Below are 12,867 nucleotides of genomic sequence, written 5' to 3'. Positions count from 1 at the left end.
CCCGGGCGAAGTCCTCCCAGACCGTTCCCGGGGTAGCAATAATATCAAGTTGGGGACTGAAAAGGGCTAAGAAAGGTCCCCAATATGTAGACTAGCAATCTTTTAAACTTTTGTAAATATATGTAACAAATTATACAAGATTAGGAGGGTAGATTATTGCAAAACCCAACTTCTTGGTGGAGCAGTCCTCCAAACAGCATTGACCATGCAGACATCGGATATATAAAAGGTCGTTACGGAAATGTAAGAACAAAACGGCATGAGGAATTTATTAAGAAACGTTTCAAAGAGGAAATGAAACGGTTTATAGAGTATCAAGAAAACCGTTTTAAGAAAATCAGTTAGTACGCACTTTGTACCTGTAGGTGATTTTAATGGTGATTGAATATGTATGCACGAATGAAGAATGTGGCCACACGTTTCTAGACGTCGTGGTCATCACCTTCTGCAAGTGTCCAATATGTAACGCTGAGACCGAACCAATCGATTGGAACGGCTTAGAGGATGATATTACGCACCAAAGAAAGGATAAACATGAAACTATTAATTGAATTAGCAAAACCATTCGGACTAGTACTACTTGCAGCATTTATTTTATGGCTAAACAGCCAATGTCAGTAATGATTTAGGAGTGGAGTTCATGAGCAAAGTACACGTTTGGTACATGACTGTAGAGGAACGGCTTGAATACATCGAAAAGCATCCAATCAGGCCAACGGAAAAACCTCAAGGTGCTGCATTCGATAATATCTATATTGATTATAAGTGGCGAGGAAAGAAAGCTGCTCAAGCAAGAAAAAAATAAAAGCCAGGAATTCTCCCGGCCTGATAAAATTCATGACAATACATTTTATCATAAGGGAGGATTCAAAGTGAAACAATTATTTATGCTACCTGAATTAGATAGAGAGAAGACTAAAGAAGCTGTAGAGAAAGCATTAGAAAATTATAAGTTGTTTTTACTTTCTATTCCAGATGAAAAGATACCCAAAGTCACTGCAAATTACTCGTTCGAAGTTCCTCCTACATTCGGCAATGGTTTTCACTCTTCGACAGAGGACACAGCAATTGAAAAGGTAGACAAGGAAAGAGAAAGAGAGAAATACATTAACTGGGTTAGAAAAGCAGTTAATAAGCTTAATTTTAAAGAACGTGAAATGATCATTAAAAGATATTTAAGTGATGAAGAAATATATGATTATGAGATTTATAACGAAATGGGCATGTCAGAAAGGAAATTTTATAGATTTAAAGCACGTGCTTTTTATAAATTAGCCTTTGCTCTTAAGGTTGAGGTGTACTCGGTAACTGATGATGAATTTAATAAACAAATCGTGAGGGTTGAACTATGAATTTCGTGCAGCCAATAAGAGACCCTGACATGATATTTGAAATCAAACGTCATCTTAAAGTACAAAATGAACGAAATTATATGCTCTTTGTTACCGGAATCAATTCTGGTCTTAGAATATCTGACATATTGCCACTTAGGGTAGTTGATGCAAAGAAACCATATTTTAATATCGTTGAAATGAAAACAAATAAGAAAAAGCGGATAGATATGACACCGCAACTGCAGCGAGAATTCAAAAAATATATTGAAGGCAAAGAAGACCATGAATACTTATTTAAAAGCAGAGAGGGACTTAATAAACCCATTGGGAGAAGCATGGCATATAAGATATTAAGAAAAGCAGCTGAACATGTTAGCTTAGATGATATTGGAACACATACTTTAAGAAAAACATTCGGATATCACTTGTATAAACAGACTGGAGACGTAGCACTTCTCCAAAAGATTCTAAACCATTCAGATCCAGCATTCACATTAAGATACATTGGAATTGATCAGGATGCAATGAATAAAGCAATAAAAGAATTTAAAATATAGCTCACCTTTCAAATGAAGGTGAGTTTTTTATTGCTTTTATAGGACAGTTATCCATATTATAGAAATGTGTAACTCATTTTATTGAAGTGTCACAAAAATAAGTGTATCAAGGCTTTCAGCAGTTGGACGAGTTCCACACAATATAAGATATGGATAATTAAAAAATATAAATATTTAAATAAGGGAGTATTAACAATGTCAAAATCAGAGTTAATTGAAAAGTTAAAAAAGGATTTGTTAGATACAGGATTTCCACTTGAATTAAGTATTTCAAATACATTAAAAAGAAATGGATGGGGAGTAATTCATAATTCCTATTATATTGATAGAGATGACCAAAAGGGTAGAGAGATAGATTTAATTGCAAGAACCTTTCAATACAAGGAAATTGATGAAGAGAAATTCCAGGAGATAGCTTTTTCACTCATTATTGAGATAAAAAAGGCTGTTAAGAAGCCTTGGGTAATATTTACAACTGAAAAGAGGGGGCTCTTGGAAGATTTTTATCGATTAAAATATGTTTCTTCTGGTTTCAACATTGAAACATACCGTTTGAACGAAGTATTGTTTTCCAATGGACCAAAAGTTAATGAAACTCTTGGAAGGAATTTTTATGAAGGGTTTTCCGGAAATGGAGCAAGAGATGATATTTATAAAGCATTAACCGGAACAGTTAAAGCACTTGAACATTTTAAAGAGGTAAGTGTCTATAAGACTGAAGCTGCTGGGAGGTTAATGGAAATATTTGAATCATTAGTAATAATTGAAGGAAAGTTATATGAAGCTTTTCTTGATGAAGATGGGGAACTACAGGTTGAAGAGAGACAATATATTCAATCGACTTTTAATTATCTATCCCCGAATTATAATACAGGAGATGGAAATATTGTTAGTATAATTACTATTGACTATTTAAAGGATTTATTATTGGATAGAAGAAATAGACTTGAAGATATTTTTAGGGGATATCTTAAAATGTAAAAATCGGCAAAAAAGTGGCAGAAATACGGCAGAATTAAAGCAGAATGTTTTGTTTTAGACATGATATATTAGTAGTATGAAAATTTATTTATTGACAGTATTAGCGTCTACCTAAAAGGAAAGGCGCTTTTTTTATTTATTGATACTCCACAACTGGTTACGGGAGAAAACTTGGCTAATCATGATTTTAACTGTTTTAGCTTTCCCTCCTTTCGCTAAGTGACCTTGCTGCTAAGGTGTGGATCGACACGGCTTGCCATCTGCTGAAGTGAATGTAGTAAAAAATTTAAAATTCTTGCAGGAGAATTTTCCTTTTTGTAGAATGTAGTTATTAACAGTATAAGTATTCAAAATGACTGTTAATAAAATGGAATAAGAAGCATATAATCCAGTAACCAAATAAACTGTTGCATTTTAATTACAAAATATTTACTATTAAACTTGTACTTTTATGGTAAAGGAAGATTAAAATGCCACTGGTTATATTGAGATTAATTTTTATACTTGTATCTTTAATTTATTTAAGTGAAATACCATCAGCTGAAAAAGTGTTTTTTAATGCAAGATTTGCATTCAATGCCATGCTTTTTATTGATGCTATTAACCTTTTTAAGGCCAATGAAGGCTTTGAAAAATATTATGCCGCTTTTGGAATAGGAATACTGGGATTAATTACATTTATCGACTGGTTAGGTGTTATGGACATTATTGTCCTACATGCTGGTAAAATTGGACCTAGTGAAAAATTTACATTATTACATTGGGTACCTAGTATTACAGTTGATAAATATATTCAAACTTTCTCCTTTTTCACTCTTTTCTTTTCAGCAGCTGAACTAGTTTTGATTTTTTTCCGAAACAAATCTAGAAATAAAGTTGCATCAAAAGGAACGGTATTGGATACTTAGGAGGTGTTTTTATGTTATTGTTAAATCATTTGCCTTTAATGTTTAGTGCAATTGTATTGGGAGCAGCGTTTGCACTAGTAGCAAAAGTGTTGTATACACATAAAGATACAAAATTGTCTTTATTGCTTTTATTAAGTGGACTACTTATTATATTAGTTCCTTTTATGTTATTTAAGGTCATTAAAAAGCATCGAACATTGCTTTTACAGCAGGTAAATAAAAACGATAAATTAAATGAAAAGCAGAAAAAACAAGTTAAGAAAAATATTTCTTCAGATGGAAAATTGTTCACTTATGTTATTAGATTTACTTTTTATAACTATCGTGAAATTATGAATTGCCTAATTACTATAAATGGTGGACAAAAGAAAGATGAAATGAAAATAGTTGAAAATACTGAAATGAAGAGAAAAATGAATAGTGAAAATGAGTCAATAAAAGATTCTGCAGAATCCGTTTTAATGAATTTCTTAAAACCCTTAGAATCTTTCGTTAGCAAGCGTGTGGCTTTAAATAATCGAATAGCTTAACCATTTGATAGCAAGCATCCTTTCGAGGGTGCTTTTTATTTTGCCTAAGATGTTATGAAACTCGCTGATCATTTATCTAAAAAACAGTAAAGACAGTTGAATAAAATAAAGTCACTTAAGTATACAGGTGGTTTTGTTAAATCTGTGAAGCAAAATGTTGGTGGAAATGAAGACTCTCAGTATATAAGTAGGAAAGATATTGAGGAATTGATGAGAATGAACCGTAATATTTATAAGATAAATGGAGTGATTAGGAGGAAATGAGTTTTATGTTGTTATATGGAAAATAATCATTTATATTGAAAAGGGTGATTATTATGAGAAATACAAAAGAGATTAGGTTTAAGGATAGAATATTGAATCAACAATATAAATATGAAAAATTAAGGAAACATGCTTATAAAGAATTAAAAGTGTTAGAAGAGCATTTTAGTAAGAGACAAGTAGATAAAGGGAAAATATATTCCGATATACTTATACATTTACAAGCCTATCAAAAAGAAATTTCTTACAATGGACTTAGAGGTGTAACATTAGGGATACTGACTACAATCCTTGTTTATATTTTTAACACCGGAGTAATAGCCCAACTTCTTAAAATTAAAATATCAATGAATCATTGGGTAGCTGAAGCTATAGGGCTGATATTTGGAACGATAATACTAGGACTATATTTTTTATGTATGTATTTTCTTGGAGCAGGACATTTTTTTATTGAAGATATAAAAAGAAGAAAGCAAATTTATGTAAACGAATATTTGATTAAGATTGTGGAAGAGAAGATTGAGGCAATTAAAAATAATATGAAATAGAAATTTGAAGCGCCTAATTAAATGGTGCTTTTTGTTAAAAAAACGAAGGAAAATATCTCCTTTTGTAGAATTGTAAGGTGAAAGTAAGTAAATGTTGAAAACGGGAAAAAGCAAGATCTTATTTACAACAATTTATTATCAGTTCCAGGTACTGGAGATATTATTGAAGATCCAGTACCTGGAGGAAAAAATTTTAAAGTTGAATCAGTAGTACATCAAAATATATTTAATGATCCTGGAGATCACTTCATCATTGTGAATCTAGTAAAATTGTAAAAAAGGCATTCTTCGGGGTGTTTTTTCTATTGTCACAAAAGATTAACAAATATTAACAGGTTGTTCTTTTGTTTAGTCGAATACCTTCTTTAAGGGAGGAGATTCGATGAAACCAATCACATTAAAGAAAGCAAAAGAGGAGATTAAAAAGCTCCAGCATTATGTTTATTTAGTTGAGTCCTATCATGCTGATACATTAGAAAAGAGCATTATAAAAGAGTATGCAATTACTAATAGCATACAGCAGGTCAGTAATAACTTGGGCATTGATCGTGAGTTCGTTACAAAGGTAATCAAAGGCAGAGGAAAAGATGAACTTCATAAACAAATGCGATCTTTCTATATGTTAAAAACTAGATCTAGTAGACGATGACATTTAGCATCCGAATATGGGTGCTTTTTTGTTTGATAATATTGCAGGAAATTATCTCCTTTTGTCGAAATAAGTAGACGAGAGGAGGTGATCGGAATGCCATTAGAAATCAATGAAAGAAAGCAACTAAGAAGCCAATTAATGATTGAATTATATAATCATTATTTTGAAAGCGGTGGAAAATCTTTTCATACTACAAGAGAAGAACTTGTAGAAGATAGAGAAAAAGATTTAGCCTATAACTATTTAATAGAAAAAGGTTTTATTTCAGCAGATAGACAAGGTAATCTTAGACCAACGACAAATGGAATAGACTATGTTGAAAAGTAATCAATACTAAGCATCCTTTCGAGGGTGCTTTTTTATATGTTTGGGGGAACGGTCATGAATAAATGTAAGACGTGTGTCTGGGCTGATTAGCGGAGTGGTACAAAGATTTTCTGTCCGTTCCCTTCTTGTGTCAAGAAGCAACTGAGTAAGGAGCTGCTGCTGAATGGCAGAGTATAAAACGTATGAACAAAAGATGCGATTCTATAAGTCTTCCGAGTGGCAATCACTAAGGCAGCAGGCATTGGAACGTGATATCTACGAATGCCAAGAATGCAAGCGGCAAAGCGGTAAGGTAAAAACAAAACAGCGTCTCGATGTGGACCATATCAAAGATTTTGGTTCACAAATTATTATGATTAATGTGGATCAACCTGGGTGGATTAAAGAGTTAGATGGAGAGGATAGACAAGAACTTTTAGTAGTTAATAAGTACATAACTCACAGTACTAATAATTATGGACATGAAGGACTAGTTAATATTAATGACATAGTGGATAGAGCCATTGATAACAAAGGTTATTTAATTATCTTTGTAAAAAATAACGCGGTTGGATATCAAAGATAATTAAATACTTATTTAAGCATCCGAATAATTTCGGGTGTTTTTTATTTTATCTTAAAAGAGGAAATGAAAAAGTCTCTTCTGCTAGTGAAAGCAGAGGAGACAACCAATCTACCAACTATTTGAATTTGAAAATCTGCCCAATTTATTAAGAATATCTTCTGAAACAAGTTCTTGAAGATCTTTAGCAGATTTACGCTCACAAACCTCTGCAATAGCATAGTATTTTGCGAATAAAGATTCGATTTCCTCTTGACTATCAAATCCATAAGTATTCCTATGGATATTCAATAAATCAATGGCAGCGTCAAATTTATTACGTTGAATCGGGGTTGGACTAACTTTAATATTATTATCGGCCATATGTGTCACCTCCTATTATGTTAAAATTCGACAAATAACAATAAAAACCTGTATTATTTTTAAAATTTATTAAAGAAGGTGATGTTTTGGAATTATGATGCCTGAGTACAAAACAAAAGAACAGAAAGTAAAATTCTATAAATCAGATAAGTGGCAGGCTTTAAGGCAGCAAGCATTAGAACGCGACAATTATGAATGCCAGGAATGCAAACGCCAGGGAAGAGTCTATACGGATTATCATAACCCAGATAAGCACAAGCGTCTCGATGTGGATCACATCAAGGAGATTGAGACTCATCCAGAGTTAGCACTAGAGCTCGATAACCTACAAGTCCTTTGTGTTTGGCACCATAACGTGAAACACGAACGATTTGCAAAAAAGGAAAACAAATGGAATGACGAAAAATGGTGAAAAAACAAGAAATACCCCCCGCCCAATATTTTTAGCTTTTTTATCGCTATTAAGGAGCGGTCGAGGGGTCGTTTTTCCAGATTCATGATGCTGTTCTCATGAATCTATTTAATTGGAAATCATTTACAAATAGGAGGGAGGAGATCAAATGGCCAAAGTTAAGCGTGAAACTCTTAGAAAAAGAATTGAAAAAGATTTAACTTCCCAGCTTAAAGAAAAAACTATAGTCGGAAAACATTTTGAAGATCTGGTGCAAGACTATCTTTCACTATGGGATTTAAAATGCGAGCTTATAGATGACATCCAAGATATCGGGATTAAGGTTTCCGGCATGCACGGCCCAAAATCGAATCCCTCCATAAACGACTTGCATAAAACAAATGATCGAATGATTAAAATCTTAGACGCACTCGGTTTGAAAGCATCACCGATAGAAGAGCCACTGGAAAAGGAAAAGCCTGGCGCTAGTGACTTGATATGATTTCAAACAAGTATGTGGATGATTACATCCAGCTCTATGAAACAGGAAAGATAAAACTCAATAAAGAGCGGGTTCTGTTAATTAAGTATCTTAAAAAGAATGTTCTTTCCAGAGGCGATTTATATTTTGACGAAAAAATGCATGAGAATTATATAAAGTTTACAGAGAAATGGTATTTCATTATGGAACCATTTCAAAAATTTGTAACAGCATTTGTCTTTCTTTTTTACAAGAAAGATAACTCAGTTTTTTATGAACAGTTTTTAATACTAATGGCCAGGGGTGCTGGTAAGAATGGGCTTATTTCTACCTTATGTCATTTTTTTATCAGCCTGCTACATGGCATTCCAAAATACAATATTTCAATTGTGGCCAACAGCGAGCTTCAGGCAAAAACATCTTTTCGAGAAGTGTATGATTCCATCGAAGGCAAAGAAGTTTTGGAGAAGATGTTTTATCGTACAAAGGTTGAAATTCTTGGCAATGATACGAAAAGTATTTTACAGTATCACACATCTAACGCGGGCACCAAGGACGGTCTCCGAGATGGTTGTGTGATTTACGATGAAATACACCAATACGAAAACTTTGATGTGGTAAATGTATTCTCTAGTGGACTTGGTAAAGTGCCGAATGCTAGGGAATTTTTTATTGGTACTGAAGGGTATGTTCGTGAAGGCTTTTTAGACAAAATGAAAGAACGGGCAATGAACATCCTGGAAGGAAAAGACCTAGATGATCCGTTATTCCCCTTTATCTGCAAAATCGATGATCCAAAGGAAATGGATAATCCAGAAATGTGGGAAAAAGCCAATCCAATGTTCAGTGAACCACGAAGTACGTATGCAGCAGGTTTGTTTAAAAAGGTTCTTGCTCAGTTTAAGCAGCTGGCGAATAACCCAGGCAATCGCGAAGAGTTTATAACAAAACGTATGAACCTGCCGGAAGTAGACCTGGCAAAATCGGTGGCCACCTGGGACGATATCTTAGCAACTGACAGACCGGTGCCAGATTTAAAACATCGGACCTGCGTTGGCGGGCTGGACTTCGCAAGTATTAAAGACTTCGCAGCTGTGGGATTGCTCTTTAAAGTTGACGAGGAGTATATCTGGAAAACCCACTCCTTTGTCCGTAAAGGCTTCTTAGACACTGTAAAGCTAAAAGTGCCTATCAAGCAATGGGAAAAAGACGGGCTTCTCACCATTGTTGATGAACCGGTAATTGACGTGAGGCATATTGTTAACTGGTTTGTAGAAATGAGGGAGCAATACGGACTAACAAAGATTGTTGCCGATACATTCCGTTTAGACCTGGTTAAAACTGCATTAGAGGCAGAAGGCTTTGAACTAGTTTTCATTCGAAACCCAAGGGCAATCCATTCACTCTTAGCTCCAAGGGTAGAGACGATGTTTGCTAAGCATAAAATTATTTTCGGCGATAACCAACTGATGCGGTGGTACACAAATAACGTATACGTCCAGACAAAGAAAGACGGTAATAAAGAATACCTCAAGAAAGATGAATTCCGCAGGAAAACAGACGGATTCCAGGCATTTATCCACGCTTTATTCGAAGCCGATAATGTTCTGCAGGACGATGTGGACTTTTTCTTAGATGACATTGATTTTTAATGAAAGGCGGTGAGATATTTGGGATTTTTAGATCTTATTAAAAGCAGAAATAAAGAATTAGAGTACTTGATGGATTTTGATCTTATCGAGGATACTTCGAAAAAAATCCACATGAAAAAACTTGCTATCCAAATTTGTGTGGATATGATCGCCAGGACCATAAGCCAATCTGATTTTCGTGTAAAAAACGGCAAAGAAATTATCAAAGACGAATTGTATTACCGATTGAACGTCAGACCAAATCAAAATCAAACAGCCTCAACTTTTTGGCAGCAGCTTGTTCATAAGTTGATAAAAGAAAATCAGGTCCTTGTTGTAAAAACAGATACAGATGATCTGTTAATTGCTGACTCTTTTACTCGTACAGAATACGCAGTATTTGAGGATAGCTTTAGTGATGTAACGGTTAAAAATTATACTTTTAACCGGACTTATAAAATGAGCGAAGTTATTTATTTGCAATATACAAACGAGAAACTTACTACTCTACTAGATGGGCTATACACAGATTACGGAGAACTATTTGGAAGAATTGTAGAATTTCAGAAAAGGAAAAATCAGATTCGTGGTCTTGTTGATATAGAAGCCATTCACGACAAAAGCGAAGAAAGCCAAGCCAAGCTACAAAATTACATCAATAAGATTTATAAAGCATTTGCTGAAAAGTCTATTGCAATTGTTCCGCAACAAAAAGGTTTTAAGTTAGAGGAATCAAAACAACCACAACAAACTCATCCAGTGGACGAAGTAAACAAAGTAACAGATGGCTTTTTGTACCAGGTTGCAAATTCTCTTGGTATTCCCATCGCGATGTTAAAAGGTGAAATGGCGGATGTAGAAAAGCAAACAAGGAATTATATGAATTTCTGCATTGATCCATTTTTGAAAAAGATTAGAGACGAGGGCAATGCTAAATTCATAGATAAAGCCGATTTCTTAAAGGGAAAACGGATGGAAATTAAGCGTATTTCCTACAACAATATTTTTGATGTTGCGACTGCCGTTGATAAATTACGTGCTGCTGGGATATTTAACGGAAACGAATTACGCGAAGAATTGGGAGCTGATCGAGTTGATAATCCACTTATGGACGAGTACTTTATCACTAAAAACTACCAAACGGTAGAAGAAGCGCTTAAAGGAGGTGAGAAACCGTGAAGCATAAGGTAAATGTTAAAGGGGTTATTATTTCCGATGACGAAAAGTGGATTTATGATTTATTCGAAATGGATGCAACAAGCCCTAAAGATATTTCGAAATCATTGGAAGATGCAAAAGGTGCAGATCTAGAGGTAATAATTAATAGTGGTGGCGGTTCTGTTCAGGCTGGATCAGAAATCTACACAACCCTAAAAGATTATCCTGGTAATGTAGAAAGTAAGATAGTAGGATTAGCGGCATCAGCGGCAAGCGTAATTGCCATGGCTGGAAAGGTTAAAATGTCTCCAACCGCGCAAATGATGATCCATAATGCGAGTAGTCGTAATCAGGGAGATTATCGAAGCATGGATAAGGCTTCCGAAATGTTGAAAGTTGTAAACAAAACCATTGCTAACGCTTATCGAATTAAAAGTGGCATGAGCGAAGAAGAACTTTTAACACTGATGGATAATGAAACCTGGTTGACTCCTCAAGATGCTTTGGATAAAGGTTTGATTGATGAGATCATGTTTGAAGATACGCAAATTAAATTGTCTGCGAATGTGGGAATTGAAAATATGATTCCGCAAAAAGTAATTGATGGAATTCGAAATGGTTTGCTGAAAAATAATCAAACAACTGCAGGACTAGATAGTAATCAGATTATGAAACAAGCATTTGACGAATTCAAAAATGATTTCACAGCCACTGTTCAAGAATTAATTAAAAACGAATTAAAACCAAAAGAGCCAACTCCGAAGCCTGTTCAACCTAAACAGAATCTGAGTAAGCTCTTTTTAAATTTAGGAGGTAAATAAATATGACGATTAAATTTAACAATTTCGAATCGAAAAAATTAGCATTTGCGAAGGCTACACAGGAGGGAACCCCTGAGGAACAATCGGCTGCATTAAATGCTATGATTGAGGCGCTTGCAAATGATGTACAAGCTGACATTCTGAATCAAGTCAATGAATCTATCTTGGACCGTTCTATCATGCAAGCACGAGGCTCCAATGTCCTTACTAGCGAAGAAATGAAATTCTTTAATGCTGTTGTTCAAACTGGCGGTTTTAAAGATACAGAAACGCTGCCAAAGACGACACAAGAGCGTGTTTTCGATGACCTTGTGGCAGCACACCCACTATTGCAACATATCGGCCTGGAAAACTTAGGAGCCGTTACAGAATTTATCTATGGTGATCCAAGTGGCGCAGCAGTATGGGGTCCATTGTTTGGAGACATCAAAGGACAGCTTAATGCAACGTTCCGTAAAGAATCTATCATTCAACTAAAATTAACAGCATTTATTCCATTAGCAAATGACATGCTTAAGCTTGGTCCTGTGTGGGTTGAGCAATATGTTCGTACTATGATGGTCGAAGCAATGGCGGTAGGATTAGAGCGCGGATTTGTTGCTGGTACAGGTAAAGATGAGCCTATCGGTTTATTAAAAGATCCAAGCGGTAACGTAGTTGGCGGAGTGTATCCAGATAAAGCATCTGCCGGCAAATTAACATTCAAGCCGGGAGAAACAACAATTAATGAATTAACAGGTATAGTTAAACTGCTTGCAAAGAAAACGAAAGCGGACGGAAAGGATGCCGACAGACCTAAAACAATAGCAGGAAAAGTAGTTATGGTGACAAATCCGTTTGACACATTCGATATTCAAGGGAAATCGACAATTCAAAATGCTGCCGGAATTTATGTGACCAGCTTGCCATTTAATCCGATCACAAGTGAGTCAGTGTTTGTTCCACAGGGCAAGATATTATTCTTTGTCAAAGGTGAATACATCGCAGCTATGGGTGGTACAGATCCAATCAAAAAGTTTGACCAAACTTTAGCAATGGAAGATGCTACTCTTTATATCGCTAAACAATATGCTACAGGTAAACCAAAAGACAAGTATGCATCCCAAGTTTACGATTTACAATTAGGAGTGCCAGCACCTTAATTTGAAAGGAGAATAACGGTAAATGGCATACAAGGTAGTAAATGAATTTATCGATACGCATGATAACAACACACATTATCTAGTTGGTGAAGAGTATCCGAAAACAGGATCAAAGCCAACTAAAAAGCGTATCGAGGAACTATCGAAACCACATCCTGAATACAAATGCGTATTCATCGAAGAAGTGAAAGCAGAAAAGAAGGCCAAGGAGTGATGT

20 protein-coding genes are annotated in these 12,867 nt (G+C 34.9%); 19 read left to right on the top strand and 1 reads right to left on the bottom strand.

Features of this window, described 5'->3' with window-relative positions; genetic code table 11:
* Positions 1–156: 156 nt before the first annotated feature.
* The 12 genes from BN1082_RS01040 to BN1082_RS28790 all read left to right on the top strand — a co-directional run bounded on the left by BN1082_RS01040 (position 157) and on the right by BN1082_RS28790 (position 6,666).
* A complete protein-coding gene (locus BN1082_RS01040) occupies positions 157–345 on the top strand; it encodes a hypothetical protein (protein ID WP_090629687.1) in 189 nt (62 codons plus the stop codon).
* A gap of 29 nt (positions 346–374) precedes the next feature.
* Positions 375–551, top strand: a complete 177-nt coding sequence (locus BN1082_RS27210; protein ID WP_176699610.1) for a hypothetical protein — start codon at positions 375–377, stop codon at positions 549–551.
* A gap of 89 nt (positions 552–640) precedes the next feature.
* A complete protein-coding gene (locus BN1082_RS27205) occupies positions 641–805 on the top strand; it encodes a hypothetical protein (protein ID WP_176699592.1) in 165 nt (54 codons plus the stop codon).
* Positions 806–887: 82 nt separating this feature from the next.
* Positions 888–1,352 (top strand): ArpU family phage packaging/lysis transcriptional regulator, encoded by a 465-nt coding sequence (locus tag BN1082_RS01035; RefSeq protein WP_090633063.1) that lies wholly within the window; start codon positions 888–890, stop codon positions 1,350–1,352.
* Positions 1,349–1,891 (top strand): site-specific integrase, encoded by a 543-nt coding sequence (locus tag BN1082_RS01030; protein WP_090629685.1) that lies wholly within the window; start codon positions 1,349–1,351, stop codon positions 1,889–1,891. Before BN1082_RS01035 ends, BN1082_RS01030 begins: the two co-directional genes overlap by 4 nt.
* Positions 1,892–2,086: 195 nt before the next feature.
* A complete protein-coding gene (locus tag BN1082_RS01025; RefSeq protein WP_090629682.1) occupies positions 2,087–2,872 on the top strand; it encodes a hypothetical protein in 786 nt (261 codons plus the stop codon).
* Between the two features lie 470 nt (positions 2,873–3,342).
* The gene (locus BN1082_RS01020) at positions 3,343–3,780 is read left to right on the top strand and encodes a hypothetical protein (RefSeq protein ID WP_090629680.1); all 438 of its coding nucleotides are present in this window, start codon (positions 3,343–3,345) and stop codon (positions 3,778–3,780) included.
* Between the two features lie 11 nt (positions 3,781–3,791).
* Positions 3,792–4,310 (top strand): hypothetical protein, encoded by a 519-nt coding sequence (locus BN1082_RS01015; protein ID WP_090629676.1) that lies wholly within the window; start codon positions 3,792–3,794, stop codon positions 4,308–4,310.
* A 317-nt stretch (positions 4,311–4,627) separates the two neighbouring features.
* Entirely contained in the window at positions 4,628–5,122 is a 495-nt protein-coding gene (locus BN1082_RS01010; RefSeq protein ID WP_090629673.1) for a hypothetical protein, read from the top strand.
* A 382-nt stretch (positions 5,123–5,504) separates the two neighbouring features.
* On the top strand, positions 5,505–5,771 hold the full coding sequence (locus BN1082_RS01005; protein WP_090629669.1) for a hypothetical protein: 267 nt from the start codon (positions 5,505–5,507) through the stop codon (positions 5,769–5,771).
* Between the two features lie 96 nt (positions 5,772–5,867).
* Positions 5,868–6,101: a hypothetical protein gene (locus BN1082_RS01000; protein WP_090629666.1), complete on the top strand. Its 234-nt coding sequence runs from the start codon at positions 5,868–5,870 to the stop codon at positions 6,099–6,101.
* Positions 6,102–6,264: 163 nt separating this feature from the next.
* Complete coding sequence (locus BN1082_RS28790; protein ID WP_090629664.1) at positions 6,265–6,666, top strand: HNH endonuclease; 402 nt, start codon at positions 6,265–6,267, stop codon at positions 6,664–6,666.
* A 108-nt stretch (positions 6,667–6,774) separates the two neighbouring features.
* On the opposite strand, the gene BN1082_RS00990 is transcribed toward BN1082_RS28790, so the two are convergent.
* Positions 6,775–7,026, bottom strand: a complete 252-nt coding sequence (locus tag BN1082_RS00990) for a hypothetical protein (RefSeq protein ID WP_090629661.1) — start codon at positions 7,024–7,026, stop codon at positions 6,775–6,777.
* Positions 7,027–7,123: 97 nt separating this feature from the next.
* Between BN1082_RS00990 and BN1082_RS00985 the strand changes: the two genes are divergently transcribed.
* The 7 genes from BN1082_RS00985 to BN1082_RS00955 all read left to right on the top strand — a co-directional run bounded on the left by BN1082_RS00985 (position 7,124) and on the right by BN1082_RS00955 (position 12,864).
* Entirely contained in the window at positions 7,124–7,438 is a 315-nt protein-coding gene (locus BN1082_RS00985) for an HNH endonuclease (protein ID WP_090633062.1), read from the top strand.
* Positions 7,439–7,586: 148 nt separating this feature from the next.
* The gene (locus tag BN1082_RS00980) at positions 7,587–7,919 is read left to right on the top strand and encodes a hypothetical protein (RefSeq protein ID WP_090629659.1); all 333 of its coding nucleotides are present in this window, start codon (positions 7,587–7,589) and stop codon (positions 7,917–7,919) included.
* Positions 7,916–9,550, top strand: coding sequence for a terminase TerL endonuclease subunit (locus tag BN1082_RS00975; RefSeq protein WP_090629656.1), 1,635 nt, complete (start codon positions 7,916–7,918; stop codon positions 9,548–9,550). Before BN1082_RS00980 ends, BN1082_RS00975 begins: the two co-directional genes overlap by 4 nt.
* A 9-nt stretch (positions 9,551–9,559) precedes the next feature.
* Entirely contained in the window at positions 9,560–10,708 is a 1,149-nt protein-coding gene (locus BN1082_RS00970) for a phage portal protein (protein WP_090629653.1), read from the top strand.
* The gene (locus tag BN1082_RS00965; protein WP_090629651.1) at positions 10,705–11,508 is read left to right on the top strand and encodes a head maturation protease, ClpP-related; all 804 of its coding nucleotides are present in this window, start codon (positions 10,705–10,707) and stop codon (positions 11,506–11,508) included. Before BN1082_RS00970 ends, BN1082_RS00965 begins: the two co-directional genes overlap by 4 nt.
* 2 nt (positions 11,509–11,510) lie before the next feature.
* Complete coding sequence (locus tag BN1082_RS00960) at positions 11,511–12,650, top strand: phage major capsid protein (RefSeq protein WP_090629647.1); 1,140 nt, start codon at positions 11,511–11,513, stop codon at positions 12,648–12,650.
* A 22-nt stretch (positions 12,651–12,672) separates the two neighbouring features.
* Positions 12,673–12,864 carry a hypothetical protein gene (locus BN1082_RS00955; RefSeq protein ID WP_090629644.1) on the top strand — a complete coding sequence of 64 codons (192 nt, stop codon included), beginning with the start codon at positions 12,673–12,675 and terminating at the stop codon, positions 12,862–12,864.
* Positions 12,865–12,867: the final 3 nt, after the last annotated feature.

The organism is Neobacillus massiliamazoniensis (genome assembly GCF_001048695.1).
Taxonomy (GTDB): Bacteria; Bacillota; Bacilli; order Bacillales; family Cytobacillaceae; genus Neobacillus; species Neobacillus massiliamazoniensis.
Note: the sequence above shows the minus strand (reverse complement) of the source record. Positions and strands in the feature narration are given on the sequence as shown.